At 74.3% G+C, this 13481-nt stretch carries 15 protein-coding genes and 1 pseudogene; 7 read left to right on the top strand and 9 right to left on the bottom strand.

The window, feature by feature from the left end; all coding sequences use genetic code 11:
• Both B0E53_RS24255 and B0E53_RS24260 read right to left on the bottom strand, forming a co-directional pair.
• On the bottom strand, positions 1-606 hold a 606-nt coding region (locus B0E53_RS24255; protein ID WP_210406194.1), incomplete at its 3' end, for an MEDS domain-containing protein.
• A 66-nt stretch (positions 607-672) separates the two neighbouring features.
• On the bottom strand, positions 673-1620 hold the full coding sequence (locus B0E53_RS24260) for an FAD-dependent oxidoreductase (RefSeq protein WP_107078161.1): 948 nt from the start codon (positions 1618-1620) through the stop codon (positions 673-675).
• Between the two features lie 102 nt (positions 1621-1722).
• Here B0E53_RS24260 and B0E53_RS24265 point away from each other — a divergent pair, with 102 nt between their 5' ends.
• Entirely contained in the window at positions 1723-1947 is a 225-nt protein-coding gene (locus tag B0E53_RS24265) for a DUF3072 domain-containing protein (protein WP_107078162.1), read from the top strand.
• Position 1948: 1 nt separating this feature from the next.
• On the opposite strand, the gene B0E53_RS24270 is transcribed toward B0E53_RS24265, so the two are convergent.
• The 3 genes from B0E53_RS24270 to B0E53_RS24280 are packed head-to-tail and all read right to left on the bottom strand — an operon-like array spanning position 1949 to position 5109.
• Positions 1949-2449, bottom strand: coding sequence for a metallophosphoesterase (locus tag B0E53_RS24270; protein ID WP_107078163.1), 501 nt, complete (start codon positions 2447-2449; stop codon positions 1949-1951).
• A 42-nt stretch (positions 2450-2491) separates the two neighbouring features.
• Positions 2492-3271, bottom strand: coding sequence for a glucose 1-dehydrogenase (locus B0E53_RS24275; protein WP_107078164.1), 780 nt, complete (start codon positions 3269-3271; stop codon positions 2492-2494).
• Positions 3268-5109: a glycoside hydrolase family 15 protein gene (locus B0E53_RS24280; protein WP_107078165.1), complete on the bottom strand. Its 1842-nt coding sequence runs from the start codon at positions 5107-5109 to the stop codon at positions 3268-3270. The genes B0E53_RS24275 and B0E53_RS24280 overlap by 4 nt, the downstream gene beginning before the upstream one ends.
• A gap of 111 nt (positions 5110-5220) precedes the next feature.
• Here B0E53_RS24280 and B0E53_RS24285 point away from each other — a divergent pair, with 111 nt between their 5' ends.
• Positions 5221-5808 (top strand): general stress protein, encoded by a 588-nt coding sequence (locus B0E53_RS24285; RefSeq protein WP_107078166.1) that lies wholly within the window; start codon positions 5221-5223, stop codon positions 5806-5808.
• Between the two features lie 52 nt (positions 5809-5860).
• On the opposite strand, the gene B0E53_RS24290 is transcribed toward B0E53_RS24285, so the two are convergent.
• On the bottom strand, positions 5861-6445 hold the full coding sequence (locus B0E53_RS24290; RefSeq protein WP_107078167.1) for a DUF1684 domain-containing protein: 585 nt from the start codon (positions 6443-6445) through the stop codon (positions 5861-5863).
• 126 nt (positions 6446-6571) lie between these two features.
• On the opposite strand from B0E53_RS24290, the gene B0E53_RS24295 reads away from it, so the two are divergent.
• Complete coding sequence (locus tag B0E53_RS24295) at positions 6572-7054, top strand: MarR family transcriptional regulator (RefSeq protein ID WP_107078168.1); 483 nt, start codon at positions 6572-6574, stop codon at positions 7052-7054.
• 11 nt (positions 7055-7065) lie between these two features.
• Complete coding sequence (locus B0E53_RS24300; RefSeq protein WP_107078169.1) at positions 7066-8052, top strand: pirin family protein; 987 nt, start codon at positions 7066-7068, stop codon at positions 8050-8052.
• A gap of 50 nt (positions 8053-8102) precedes the next feature.
• On the opposite strand, the gene B0E53_RS40210 is transcribed toward B0E53_RS24300, so the two are convergent.
• Positions 8103-8231: a hypothetical protein gene (locus B0E53_RS40210; protein ID WP_255509960.1), complete on the bottom strand. Its 129-nt coding sequence runs from the start codon at positions 8229-8231 to the stop codon at positions 8103-8105.
• Positions 8232-8369: 138 nt separating this feature from the next.
• On the opposite strand from B0E53_RS40210, the gene B0E53_RS24305 reads away from it, so the two are divergent.
• On the top strand, positions 8370-9959 hold the full coding sequence (locus tag B0E53_RS24305; protein WP_107078170.1) for a phospholipase D family protein: 1590 nt from the start codon (positions 8370-8372) through the stop codon (positions 9957-9959).
• On the opposite strand, the gene B0E53_RS24310 is transcribed toward B0E53_RS24305, so the two are convergent.
• Positions 9908-10663, bottom strand: coding sequence for a hypothetical protein (locus B0E53_RS24310; protein WP_107078171.1), 756 nt, complete (start codon positions 10661-10663; stop codon positions 9908-9910). The genes B0E53_RS24305 and B0E53_RS24310 overlap by 52 nt on opposite strands.
• A gap of 357 nt (positions 10664-11020) precedes the next feature.
• Here B0E53_RS24310 and B0E53_RS24315 point away from each other — a divergent pair, with 357 nt between their 5' ends.
• Entirely contained in the window at positions 11021-11845 is an 825-nt protein-coding gene (locus B0E53_RS24315) for a SigB/SigF/SigG family RNA polymerase sigma factor (protein WP_107078172.1), read from the top strand.
• 94 nt (positions 11846-11939) lie between these two features.
• On the opposite strand, the pseudogene B0E53_RS39605 reads toward B0E53_RS24315, so the two are convergent.
• Positions 11940-12080: pseudogene (locus B0E53_RS39605) on the bottom strand (SAM-dependent methyltransferase); the annotation flags it as partial.
• 110 nt (positions 12081-12190) lie between these two features.
• Between B0E53_RS39605 and B0E53_RS24320 the strand changes: the two are divergent.
• The coding region (locus B0E53_RS24320) for a helicase-related protein (RefSeq protein WP_281492906.1) at positions 12191-13481 on the top strand (1291 nt) is incomplete at its 3' end.

The following is a 13481-nucleotide window of genomic DNA, read 5'->3' on the forward strand; positions in this document are numbered from 1 at the left end:
GCCGGGCGGCGGGGGCAGCGGGCGGGCCAGCCGGCGCAGCACCGCCCCGGGCTGCCGGTAGCCGGCGCTGGGCCGGGCCACTCCCCCGCTGACCAGCCAGGGGTGGGTCCCGGCGACGTCGGCCAGCGTCCCGGCCGGCAACCGGGACCGGTCGAACAGGCAGCGCACGGTGAGCGGCTGGTCGGCCAGGCCGAGGTTGATGATCGCTTCGTGCTCGACGCAGTGCCGGTACGCGGCCGGCCGCCGGCCGGGCCAGAGCGACTCCCCGACGACGCGGACGCGGCGGCCGGGGAACCGGTGGACGAAACCATGCAGCGTGCTGGCGATGATGGCCGCGGGATTACGCCCGATGACCGCCATGTCGGCCAGCTCGACACCGTCGGGCGGGTCGAGCAACGGCCGCACCAGGGGCAGCCGGTGGGTGGGCACGGCGACCAGCACCGGCTCGCCGGCGGCCCGCCCGGCCTCCACGAAGTCGCCGACGGCGGCGAGGTAGTCGCGGTCGTGGGCGTAGAGCAGGGCGTCGTGGCGCAGCCCACCGTCCGGGAACGGCGACGGGTCCACCCCGGTCGTGCCGTCTCCCGGCCGACCGCCGGCGCCATTCACTGCACGTACACCTCCCGGACGAACGATACCTGTGGGTGACTGGCCGCCTGCGCGCAGTGGCACCGGTCAGCCACGGTCCGCGAGCAGCCGGGCGGCCAGCGCCCGGCCCAGGTCCCGGCCGGAGCGCCAGGCGCCCTGCACCCGGGGCCGCCCGAACGCGTCGCCGGCCAGGCCGATCCCGTCGTCGTCGAGGTGGTAGGCGCCCTCGCCGCCGGCGACCGGCTTGGCGTACGTCCAGCGGTGCACGTGGGTCAGCTCGGCGTGCTCGGGCAGGCCGAACAGGTCTCGGACGGCCTGCTCGATCGCCGGGCCGGCCGCGGTGGGCTGGAGCAGATGCCCGGCGGCGAACTCGGGGGTGGTGTGCGCGACCAGCACCGGGGCGCCGTCGCCGCGCCGGTCGCCGTCGTCGCAGACCAGGCTCAGTACCGGGTGCCCGTTGACGAACGCGCCCCGGAAGTCCGGCCAGCGGCGGGCCGGGAAACGCAGCACCCCGGTCAGCGCGGAGGACCAGCGCTGGGCCGCCACGGCCCGGGTTGCCGCCGCCAGCGCGGGATCGAGCAGCAGGGCGGCCTGCGGGCCCGGCATGGCCAGCACCACCGCCTCGGCGGCCCGGCCGTCCACCCGTGGCCCCGGCTCGACCATCATGACCAGCCGGTTGTGCACCACCGGCAGGTCCCGGGCCAGGTGCTCCACCAGCGAGCGGAGCCCGCGCGGGGCGGCCCACCGCATCGGGCCGGCCACCTCCTCGCGCCCCCGCGGCCCGTAGGAGACCAGCGTGTCGGTCCACTCCCGGGCCAGGCCGGCGGCGCGCCACCGGTCGACCACGGCGGCGAAGTCGGGGTCGTCGACGGTGAAGTAGGCGGCGCCCAGGTCGGCGGGGCGGCCGTCGAAGCGCCTGCTGGCCATCCGCCCGCCGGTCACCCGGGCCCGTTCCCGGACCTCCACTGGGATGCCGGCCCGGGCCAGCTCGGCGGCGCACGCCACTCCGGCGATGCCCGCGCCGACCACCAGCACACCCGCCCGGTCCGCAGTCACGCCGATGATCGTAGGCGGCGGCCGGCATGAAGACCGGAGGACCGGGGTAGTGGTACACCTGTTCGAGGAGAGGTGATCGAAATGGCCGACCGCAGCAGCGGCAGCAAGGACCCCGTCAACCCGGACGCCGCCGTCAAGGACCCGGACGACTGGGTCACCGGCGACGAGCCGCCGACCGCCGCACAGGAGTCCTACCTGCACACCCTGGCCCGGGAGGCGGGCGAGGAGGTGCCGGAGGGGCTGACCAAGGCCGAGGCGTCCCGCCGGATCGACGAGCTACAGGCGGAGACCGGTCGCGGCCGGTGAGTCAGCGCGGGGGCAGGCGGTGCAGCTCGACCCGGTCGAGCCGCCCCGCCGCCACCCGCGCGGTCAGGTAGGTGGCGTGCGGCTGGGCCCGACGGTCGGTGGGTGAGCCGGGGTTGAGCAGCCGGAGGCCGCCCGGGGCCACGCTGTCCCACGGGATGTGGGAGTGCCCGAAGACCAGGACGTCGCAGTCCCCGAAGGCGGCGGCGCAGCGCTCCTCCCGGCGGGTCTTCGGCCCCGTCTCGTGCACCACGGCCACCCGCAGCCCGGACAGCTCGACCCGGGCCACCTCCGGCAGCCGGGCGCGCAGCGGCGGTCCGTCGTTGTTGCCGTACACCCCGACCAGCCGGCGGGACCGGGCCGTCAGGGCGTCCAGCAGGGACACCTCCACCCAGTCGCCGGCGTGCAGCACCACGTCGGCGGCCTCGACCGCCGCCCAGAGCGGCTCCGGCAGGTCCCGCGCCCGCTTCGGCACATGGGTGTCGGCCATGATGACCAGTTCCATCCCCCGATCCTGCCCGCCACCACGGCCCGCTGCCGCGCGGGCTCAGGCGCCCTGGCCCTGGTTCTGCATCAGGCCGCCGTCCATGAAGTACGTCGACCCGGTCACGTAGTCGGCGTCGTCGCTGGCCAGGAAGACGGCCAGCTTGGCGATCTCCGACGGCTGCGCGGCCCGCTTCCAGGGGATGCTCTGCACCTGTTCCTCCAGGTACTTCGGGTCATCGATGGCCCGCTGGTTGAACGGGGTGAGCACCATGCCCGGCCCGATGTTGTTGACGTTCATCCGCATCGGCGCGACCTCCAGCGCCAGGCTCTTGGCGAACTCCAGCACGGCGCCCTTGCTGGTGTCGTAGTCGGCGCCACCGGCCCGGGCGACCTCCTGGTGGATCGAGGTGATGTTGATGATCCGCCCGCCCCCGCCCTGGTCGCGACGGTGCCGGACGAAGCGGCGGGAGCAGAAGAAGGCCCCGTAGACGTTGGTCCGGATGCACCGGTCCCAGGTCTCCGTGTCGAGGTCGGCGACCGGGATGCCGGAGGCGTCCACCCCGGCGTCGTTCATCAGGATGTCCAGCCGGTCGAACTCCGCGAGGGCCTCGTCGAACATCGCCTCGACCTGGTGCTCGACGCTGATGTCGCCCTGCACCACCACGGCGCGCCCGCCGGCCTTCTCGACCTCGGCCCGGGTGTGGTTCGCTCCGGCGTGGTCGTGCAGGTAGTGCACCACCACGTCGGCGCCCTCTCGGCCGAACTCGATCGCGGTGGCCTGACCGATGCCCGAGTCCGAACCGGTGATCAGGGCGGTCCTGCCCGCCAGGCGTCCGCTCATCTGGGTACTCCCTCCGTGGTGGCCGCGCCGGTCGGCACGGCCGTTCGGTCGGTCCGGCCGCCGAGCCGCTCGGCGGCCGCGGTGATCCGGCCCGCGGCGTTGATCAGGCCGATGTGCGAGAAGGCCTGCGGGAAGTTGCCGAGCTGCTCGCCGGTGCCCTGGTCGATCTGCTCGGCGTACAGGCCGAGATCGTTGGCCCGGGCGGCGAGCTGCTCGAACAGCCGCCGGGCCCGGTCCAGCTCGCCGGCGTCAGCCAGGCAGCTGGCCAGCCAGAACGAGCAGATCACGAAGCCGGCCGGGTCGTCGTTCCACCGGCGCAGCAGGCCGTTGTGGGACAGCCCGCGCTCGACCACGTCGATCGTGGCGCGCATCCGCGGGTCGTCGGCGGGCAGGAAGCCCACCAGCGGCATGATCAGCACCGAGGCGTCCAACTCGTCGGAGTCGAACGCACCGGTGTACGCACCGACCCGGTCGTTCCAGCCCCGGCGGAGCACCGCCGCGCGCACCTCGTCGCGGGCGGCCGCCCAGCGCGTCACGTCGGCGGGTTCGCCGATCCTGGTACCGAACCGGACGGCCCGGTCCAGCGCGGTCCAGCACTGCACCTTGGACGACAGGTAGTGCCGCTCGGCGTCGCGCGCCTCCCACATCCCGGCGTCGGGCCGGCGCCACTCCCGCACCGCCTGGTCGGCGAGGGCGTGCAGCAGGTGCCGCACGTCGGCCGACATCGGGTCGAGGTAGTGGCGCATCAGCCACGCCGCGTCCAGGACCTCGCCCAGCACGTCGGTCTGCCGCTGCCGCCAGGCGTCGTTGCCGATCAGGACCGGCCGGCTGCCGGCGTACCCGGCGAGGTGGTCGAGGCAGTGCTCGGTGAGGTCCCGCTCGCCCTCGACCCCGTACATGATCGGCACCGGGTCGTCGTCGATCCGGCCCATCGCCCGGGCCACCCAGCTGAACTGCCGGTCGGCCTCGTCCGGGCAGGCGGCCAGCCAGAGGGCCTGGAGGGTGAGGCTGAAGTCGCGCAGCCAGACGAAGCGGTAGTCGTAGTTGCGGTCCCCGCCCAGCTCCTCGGGGAGCGAGGTGGTGGCGGCCGCCACCACCGCCCCGCTGGGCCCGTAGGTCATCCCCTGCACCACCATCGCGCTCCGGCGGACCAGGTCGCGGTAGAGGCCGTGGTATTCGTGCAGGTCCGCCCAGGATCGCCAGCCGGCAATGGTGTCGGCCAGCACCTGGTCGGCGTCGGGCAACGCCGGCGTGCCGCCCCGGTAGGTCGGGGCGTACCCGAGGGTGAAGTGGTGGGTGCTGCCGGCGCGGGCGGTGAACACCGCGGACGCGCCGCCCTCGCCGCAGGCCAGCGGCACGTTGGCACGCAATTCCAGCCGGCACGCGCCGGCCGTCGCCCCGATCACCCCGTCGACGTCGGTCAGGTATGCGCGGACCCGGCCGTACTCGAAGCGGGGCACGTAGTCGACCCGCATCGGCACCTCGCCGCTGAGCCCCTCGACCACCCGGGCGAGCACAAGCGGCGACCGCAGCCCGACGTGGTGCCCGCGCGCGCCGGGCTCCAGCGCCAGGGCGTCGGTGACGGCCGCCGTCCCGGTCGCGGTGCGGAAGACGGTACGCAGCACGAGCGTGTCCTCCAGGTATGACCGGGTGCTGGTGAACTCGCCCGCGGGCCGGATGCTCCAGTGCCCCGCGTCGTCGTCGAGCAGCCGCCCGAAGACCGACGGCGCGTCGAAGCGGGGCGGACACCACCAGTTGACCGAGCCGGCCCGGTCCACCAGGGCCGCGCTGTGTCCGTCGGCGAGGAAGCCGTGCTCGCTGATCCGTCCGGTCCGCACGGGAGGGGCTACCCGGCCCGGCGGCCACCATGCACGCCGCCATCCGTCCGGGCCGGCGCGTTACCCACCGGCGGCGGTGGGAACGCGGCGGGTTGACGAAGGAGGATGCTCATGACCAGACCCTCGAGTCCGACCGCGGCCTGGCGGCCCGGCATGCCGGGCAGCGACAACCTCCCGTCCGGTCCGAGCGGTCGTCCGTTGCCGCCGAGCGGGGACGGGCAGGGGACGCAGGCCGGTCCACCGACCGTCACGATCGGGTCGTACCCGGACTATCCGTCCGCCCAACGGGTCGTGGACTATCTGGCCGACAACCGGTTCCCGGTGGAACGAACCGCGATCGTGGGGACCAACCTCACCCTGGTCGAGACCGTGATGGGCCGGCTGACCACGGGCCGGGCCGCCCTGCTGGGCGCGGGCACCGGCGCCTGGTTCGGCCTGTTCATCGGGTTGCTCTTCGGCATCTTCACCGCGGGGAACTGGCTCGCGGTGATCCTGGTGGGACTGGTGATCGGCGCGATCTGGGGCGCGGTGTTCGGCGCGGTCGCCCATGCCATGACCGGGGGCCAACGCGACTTCACCTCGGCCAGTTCGCTGCGGGCCAGCCAGTACGCGGTCACCGTGGACGCGGAACTGGCCGACCAGGCCCGGCAGCTGCTCGGTCGGATGCACCTGACGCCGACCGGCGCCACCGCCCGCTGACCGGTCGATCCCGACGCCCCGGCGCGCCCCGTCGCGCCGGGGCGTCGCCGCGTCAGTGGTAGGACCGCTCGCCGGCGCGGATCGGGACGTCGACCCGGTTCTCCGGCGGGGCCAGCGGGCAGGCCCACCGGTCGTCGTAGGCGCAGCTCGGGTTGTAGAGGTAGTTGGCGTCGAGCCGGACGCGGTTGCCGGGCAGCACGGTCAGGCCGCGCCCGAAGGTGCCCTTCACCGTGTCGGTCAGGTACCGCCCGCCGCCGTACGCCTCGGCGCCGCAGGTGGCGTCGCGCAGCGGGAGGAACAGCCCGCCCCCGTACGCCTCGATCCACCACAGGGTGAGCGGACCCCAGGGCGTCTCCGCGACCGCGACCCGTCGGTAGCGCACCACTCCGTCGGGGCCGCCGGTGTCGATGGTCTCGGTGCCCGATGCCGGGCGCAGCGGCGCCTCGACCACGGCGGCCGGGTCGGGCGGGAACCAGCGCAGCCCGGTGAAGCCGGGCCGGTCGGCGGCCGGCAGCGGGCTGCTGGGGTGGCCGCGGAACAACTCGTCCCGGGCGGCCCGGAAGCCGGCCAGGTCGAGGTCGGAGAGGTACAGCCGGGCCACCCGCTCCCGCCAGTCCTGCACGTCGAGATCTTCCACCCTCCGACCCTAGCCCGGACGCTCGGTTCAGATTTCAATGTCACCGCCGTCAAGCACTGCTGTTGCGCGGCTCACTCACATGGCAAGGGCCTTGTTTAAATTTTAAATAGTGCTACTGTCATGGCCATGACGGAGAGCCTGGATCCCGAGCGGATGGCCTGCTGGCGGGCGTACATCGAGGCGAGCCAGCGGCTGTTCACCCAGATCGAGGACGACCTGCGCGCCGACAGCGAGCTGAGCTTCGCCGACTACCACGTGCTGGTGCTGCTCTCCGAGGCGCCGGGGCAGCGGCTGCGGATGGGTGAGCTGGCCGGCCGGCTGGTGTTCTCGCCGAGCCGGCTGACGTACCAGATCTCCTCCATGCAGAAGCGCGGCCTGGTCGCCCGGGAGTCCTGCCCGGAGGACCGGCGCGGCAGCGAGGCCGTGCTCACCGCCGCCGGCCTGCTGACGCTGCGCGAGGCCGCGCCGCACCACCTGCGCTCCGCGCGTACCCACCTGATGGACGACCTCGACGACGCCGAGGTCGCCTGCCTCACCCGGGTCTTCGAACGGCTCGGCCGGCGCCTCGGCGCCGACCGCGACGCGTCGTCCACCCCGGCCGACAAGTAAGGAGCCCCGAGATGCCCGCGATCACCGTCGACGACGTCCTCGTCCTGCCCCGCCTGCCGGAGCTCGCCGAGTCCACCAGCTACCGCCCGGTCCGCCGGGTGACCACCGCGCCGAGCGGCTACGAGGGCGAGGGCTTCCCGGTCCGCCGGGCCTTCGCCGGGGTTCCGATGACCGAGCTGGACCCGTTCATCCACCTCGACCAGATGGGCGAGGTCGACTACGCGCCGGGCGAGCCGAAGGGCACCCCGTGGCACCCGCACCGCGGCTTCGAGACGGTGACCTACATGATCGACGGGATCATGGACCACCAGGACTCGCAGGGCGGCGGTGGCACCATCACCGACGGCGACACCCAGTGGATGACCGCCGGTCGCGGCCTGCTGCACATCGAGGCACCGCCGGAGCACCTGGTGATGAGCGGCGGTCTCTTCCACGGCCTCCAGCTCTGGGTCAACCTGCCCCGGGTGGCGAAGATGAACCCGCCGCGCTACCAGGACATCCGCGGCCGGGAGTCGGCGCTGCTGACCACGCCCGACGGCGGCGCGCTGATCCGGGTGATCGCCGGCGAGGTCGCCGGCCACCGGGGCCCGGGCTCGACCCACACGCCGATCACCATCGCGCACGTGACGCTGCAGCCCGGGGCCGAGCTGAGCCTGCCCTGGCGGCCGGACTTAAACGCGCTGGTCTACGTGCTGGCCGGCCGGGGCACCGTCGGCACCGACCGGCGGCCCGTCCACCTCGGCCAGCTCGCCGTGCACGGCCCGGGCGACGCGCTGCGGATCACCGCGGACGCGCGACAGGACGCCAACACCCCGGCGCTGGAGCTCTACATCATGGGCGGCCAGCCGATCCGCGAGCCGGTGGCGCACTACGGCCCGTTCGTGATGAACACCCGGGCCGAGCTGATCCAGGCGGTCGAGGATTACCAGGCCGGCCGGCTCGGGGTGGTCCCGGCCGGGCGGGTGCCGCACAGCGGCGGCGAGGGCGACCGCCCCTGACCGCTCGATCCGACGGGCGTCCCGGTTCCCCGGGGCGCCCGTCGCCGGTCTCAGGAGACGGCGAAGATGCCGGCCACCCCGAGGATCACCATCAACAGGACCGCCACCAGCGCACCCCGTTCCCCCTCCACCGCCTGCTCGCGGTATTCGGTCACGGTGTTCGTCGTCTCGGCGGGCATGCTGTGGCCTCCTCGGTTTCGCGATCCAGGGGTCGGTGAGCCCCCACGCGAGCACCCTGCCGACCTGGGGCGGTCGGCGTGCGGGGCCGTGCCGGGGGTCCTACCGTGAGGACGTTGTCGACCTCGGGAGGCTGGAACGTGGCGATGCGGAACTGGTTCCTCTCCGCACAGGAACGCGCCAACCCAGGGTCTGAGTTACCCGTCTGGACGAGCGGAAACCTCGTCGAGCCGTTAATTCACGGCGGCGCGTACTTCGACCGACTGGTCAGTGAGGTGGAGCAACTCCGGGAGGGCGACCACCTCTTCTTCACCGACTGGCGCGGCGACCCGGACCAGCGGATGCGGCCGGACGGCCCGACCGTGGTGCAGCTGTTCGCCCAGGCCGCCCAGCGCGGGGTGGTCGTCAAGGGCCTGATCTGGCGCTCCCACCTCGACGCGCTCTCCTACAGCGAGGAGGAGAACCGCGACCTCAGCGAGGCGATCTGCGCCGCCGGCGGGGAGGTGCTGCTCGACCAGCGGGTCCGCCGCGGCGGCTCGCACCACCAGAAGCTGGTCGTGCTGCGCCGCCCCGGCGATCCGGAACGGGACATCGCCTTCGCCGGCGGGATCGACCTCTGCCACAGCCGGCGGGACGACGCGGCGCACGGCGGCGACCCGCAGCCGGTCGCCATGTCCCCGCGGTACGGCCCGCACCCGCCCTGGCACGACGTGCAACTCGCGCTCCGCGGGCCGGTGGTCGGCGCCCTGGACACCACCTTCCGGGAACGGTGGACCGACCCGATGCCGTTGGACTCGGAGAACCCGATAGCCTACCTGCGGGACCGGCTACGCGGGTCGGACCTGAGCCCGGACCCGCTGCCGGACCAGCCCGCCGACCCGCCGCCCTGCGGGCCGCACCACGTCCAGGTGCTGCGCACCTACCCGGCGGTGCGCCCGCGCTACTCGTTCGCCCCGGACGGCGAGCGGACGGTGGCCCGGGGCTACACCAAGGCGGTCCGCCGGGCCCGCCGGCTGATCTACCTGGAGGACCAGTACCTCTGGTCGACCGAGGTGGCCGACCTCTTCGCGCGGGCGCTGCGCGAGCAGCCGGGCTTGCACCTGGTGGCCGTCGTGCCCCGGCACCCCGACGTGGACGGCCGCTTGGCGCTGCCGCCGAACATGGTCGGCCGCGCGCAGGCCATTGAGCTCTGCCACCGGGCCGCCCCGGACCGGGTGCACGTCTTCGACGTGGAGAACCACGAGGGCACCCCGGTCTACGTGCACGCGAAGGTCTGTGTGGTGGACGACGTCTGGGCCAGCGTGGGCAGCGACAACTTCAACCGCCGCTCGTGGACCCACGACAGCGAGCTGTCCTGCGCGGTGCTGGACGACACCCGGGACGAGCGGGCCCCGACCGACCCGGCGGGGCTGGGCGACGGGGCCCGGGTGTTCGCCCGGGAGCTGCGGTTGCGGCTGTGGCGGGAGCACCTGGACCGGGACCCGGACGGCGGCGCGGACCACGATCTGCTCGATCCGGCCGACGCGGTCGCGGCGATCACCTCGGCGGCGGAGGCGCTGGAGCGGTGGCACGAGTCCGGCCGCACCGGGCCCCGCCCGCCGGGGCGGCTGCGGCCGCACCGGCCGGAGCGGCTGCCGTGGCGCACCCGGCTCTGGGCGCTGCCGGCGTACCGGCTGGTCTACGACCCGGACGGCAGGCCGCTGCGCGCCCGGCGCGCCGGCACCTGGTGAGCCGCCGTGACCGGGTCGCCGGTGGGCAGCGGCTCGTCCAGCGCGTTCGGCCGGGCCGGGTACGCGAACGACACCCGGGGCGAGTAGAAGCCCCAGCAGACCTGTAGGGGGTTGGCCGGCCGGAGCGCGTACACCGGGTGCTCCGGGGCCAGGAACTCCACCGACTCGACCTCGAACGGCGACACCGGCTCGGCCACGTACGGGTAGTCGGCGACGATCAGCTCACCGTCGCGCTCGCTGAGGTAGCGGTGGTGGCCGTTGTGCGCCTCGGTGCCGGTGTCCCCGACCCGCGCGGTGACCTGGATGAGCGGCCGTCCGTCGGCCCATGTCTCGGCGGTGAGCCGCCCACCCCGGACGTCAACCAGGGTCTCTCCCGCCACGGCGGGGGCGCCGCGGGCGGACGCGTACTGGCGGACCCGCGGGCTGGAGGCGAGGTAGTGGGTCCACCAGCCGCCGGGGGTGTCCCCGTCGGGCGGCTCCATGTCCGCGAGCGAGACACCGAGGAAGGAGAGCGAGTACGCGCCCAACCCGGAGGTCTGGCTCTCGTCGTCGACCACGTACTGGCAGAGGAAGACCTGGTGGTCGGGGTGCGGACGGAGGGCTGCCGGGACGAGCGCGGCGACCGCCTCGGGGTCCGCCGGGAGCCAGCTGAACAGCACGGTCCGGGCGTTGACGACGAGTTGCGGAGCGGCGGGATCCAGCACGGTGCCTCCGTAGACGTGTACACCTGGACGCTACGGGCGGTCCCATCGATGGGACAACGACGGAAAGGCGACAGTGTGCGCCGACTGTCGGGTTTCATGTTGACCGGTCGGTCCGACGATTCGTCCGTCCGGTCCACCGGTCCGGACCGCCCCGCCTCACGACGCCGGTCGGCCATCCGAGGGCTTCTGCCCCGATTCAAGCCAATTCGTATCCTGACACGGCTTAAGTACATCGTACTTTCGGCTAGATTTCCTCGGGCCGATCAGGTTAAGGTGGCTTCCGAACGGCCTAACTGAAGCTAAACCGAAGCGTCACGTCTTTTTTCTTTCGCGGACGAGGTGCAGGGAGGACCACCCATGACCGCGCACACGATCAGCGAACCGGCGACGACAACGCCGTCCACCACCGAGAAGCTCGACCCGCGGGCGCTCACCGACAGCGCCGCGGACCTGCTCAACGCGATGGCGGCGCTGCCCGCCAACCACCCGTCGCGCCCCGCGCTGCGCGACCGGGCGATCGAGGCCTGGCTGCCGCTCGCCAACCACCTCGCCCACCGCTACAGCGGCCGGGGCGAGCCCACCGACGACCTGGCGCAGACCGCCGCCGTCGGCCTGATCAAGGCGATCGACAAGTTCGACCCGTCCCGCGGCGTCGACTTCGCCGGCTACGCCATCCCGACCATCATCGGCGAGCTGAAGCGCCACTTCCGCGACCGCACGTGGGACATCCGGGTGCCGCGCCGCCTCCAGGAGCTGCGGCTGGCCATCTCCGACGCCAACAGCTCACTGCTGCAGACCCTCGGCCGCTCGCCGACGGTCGCCGACATCGCCGGCCACCTCAACCTCACCGAGGAGGAGGTCCTGGAAGGCCTGGAGGGCGCCCGCGCCTACAACGCGGTGTCGCTGTCCACCCCGACCGGCGACGGCGACCGCGCCACCGAGCTGGGCGACATGCTCGGCGGCGAGGACGGCGAGTTCGAGCTGGCCGAGCTGCGGGTGGCCCTCGGGCCGGCGCTGGCCACGCTCGACGAGCGCGAGCAGAAGATCCTCACGCTGCGCTTCTACGGCAACCTGACCCAGTCGCAGATCGCCGAGCAGATCGGCGTCTCGCAGATGCACGTGTCGCGGCTGCTGGCCCGGGCGCTCACGAAGCTGCGCTGGCAGCTCGACGGAACGTACTAGGGGGTGGCGGCGGTGGCCGGGTCGGCGGGCCCGGCCACCGTTGGCGTCCACACACTGGCCCGGTCGGCGGTGCGCCGGCCGGGCCGATCCGTGCTCACCGCAGCACCAGCAGGTCCAGCGCGTCGACCACCGGGGCGTGCGGGGTCCGCCGCGCCGCCGCGCGCAGCCGGCGCAGCCCCCGGTCGTAGTCGGCGTCGTCGAGCAGCGCCTGCGGGGTGTGCGCCGCGCGCCGCAGCCCATCATCACGATGAGCGTCACTCCACGCGATGAACCGGTCACGGTCAATGTGAGAAGTCGAACAGGTCCCTGCGCCGGCCGCCCGGCCGGGAGTGCGAGAGTGGGTCCGTGCTCTCCGACGTCTCCCTGGACCTGCCGGTCCGGCCGGTGCTGCCCGCGCTGGTCGAGGCGCTGGGCGTGGCCGGCGCGGCGGTCCTGGTGGCGCCCCCGGGCACCGGCAAGACCACCCTGGCGCCGCTCGCGGTGGCCGCCGAGGTCCCCGGCCGGGTGGTGATCGCCCAGCCCCGCCGGGTGGCCGCCCGGGCCGCCGCGCACCGGATGGCCGCCCTGCTCGGCGAGCGGGTCGGCGAGCGGATCGGGTACGCCGTGCGCGGCGAGCGCCGGGTCGGTCCGCGCACCCGGATCGAGGTGGTCACCACCGGTCTGCTGGTGCGCCGGCTGCACCACGACCCGGAACTGCCCGGCGTCGGCGCGGTGCTGCTCGACGAGTGCCACGAGCGGCAGCTCGACGCCGATCTGGCGCTGGCGTTCACCGTGGAGGCCCGCGGCACGCTCCGGCCGGACCTGTGGCTGCTGGCCATGTCGGCCACCCCTCGGGCGGACCGGTTCGCCGCGCTGCTCGGCGGGGGTGGTCCCGCACCGGTGGTCCGGGCCGAGGCCGCCCTGCACCCGGTGGACCGGATCTGGGCGCCGCCGCCCCGCCCGGTCGCCGCGCCCGGTGCGGGTCGGGTGGACCCGGCGCTGCTGGACCACGTGGCGGCGACGGTGCGCCGGGCGCTGCGCGAGCGGGACGGCGACGTGCTGGTCTTCCTGCCCGGCGCCGGCGAGATCGCCGCCGTCGCGGGCCGCCTGGCCGACCTGCGCGACGCGGTCGCCGTGCTGCCCCTGCACGGCCGGCTCCCCGGCTCCGCGCAGGACGCGGCGCTGGCGCCGTTGCCGGGACGGCGCCGCGTCGTGCTGGCCACCGCCGTGGCGGAGAGCAGCCTGACCGTGCCCGGGGTACGCGTCGTGGTGGACGCCGGACTGAGCCGGGTGGCCCGTACCGACCTGGCCCGCGGGCTGGGCGCGCTGGTCACCGTGCCGGTCTCCCGAGCGGCGGCCACCCAGCGCGCCGGCCGGGCCGGGCGGGAGGCGCCGGGAGCGGTCTACCGGTGCTGGTCGGAGGCGACCCACGCCCGGCTCGCCCCCCAGCCCGAACCGGAGATCGCCACCGCCGACCTGACCGGGTTCGCCCTGGAGCTGGCCGCCTGGGGCACCCCGGACGGTGCCGGGCTGGCGCTGCCCGATCCCCCGCCACCGGCCGCGCTGACCGTCGCCCGGGACACGCTGACCACCCTCGGCGCGGTCGACGCGGACGGCCGGATCACCGCCCGGGGGCGGGCCATCGCGGCCGCCGGCG

Origin of the sequence: Micromonospora sp. MH33 (assembly GCF_003013775.1) — a bacterium.
Lineage (GTDB): Bacteria > Actinomycetota > Actinomycetes > Mycobacteriales > Micromonosporaceae > Micromonospora > Micromonospora fulviviridis.

Coding starts and splice junctions, on each gene's coding strand:
- B0E53_RS24265 (WP_107078162.1), top strand. CDS start 1,723: ATGGCCGACCGCAGCAGCGGCAGCAAGGACCCCGTCAACCCGGACGCC.
- B0E53_RS24270 (WP_107078163.1), bottom strand. CDS start 2,449: ATGGAACTGGTCATCATGGCCGACACCCATGTGCCGAAGCGGGCGCGG.
- B0E53_RS24275 (WP_107078164.1), bottom strand. CDS start 3,271: ATGAGCGGACGCCTGGCGGGCAGGACCGCCCTGATCACCGGTTCGGAC.
- B0E53_RS24285 (WP_107078166.1), top strand. CDS start 5,221: ATGACCAGACCCTCGAGTCCGACCGCGGCCTGGCGGCCCGGCATGCCG.
- B0E53_RS24295 (WP_107078168.1), top strand. CDS start 6,572: ATGACGGAGAGCCTGGATCCCGAGCGGATGGCCTGCTGGCGGGCGTAC.
- B0E53_RS24300 (WP_107078169.1), top strand. CDS start 7,066: ATGCCCGCGATCACCGTCGACGACGTCCTCGTCCTGCCCCGCCTGCCG.
- B0E53_RS40210 (WP_255509960.1), bottom strand. CDS start 8,231: ATGCCCGCCGAGACGACGAACACCGTGACCGAATACCGCGAGCAGGCG.
- B0E53_RS24315 (WP_107078172.1), top strand. CDS start 11,021: ATGACCGCGCACACGATCAGCGAACCGGCGACGACAACGCCGTCCACC.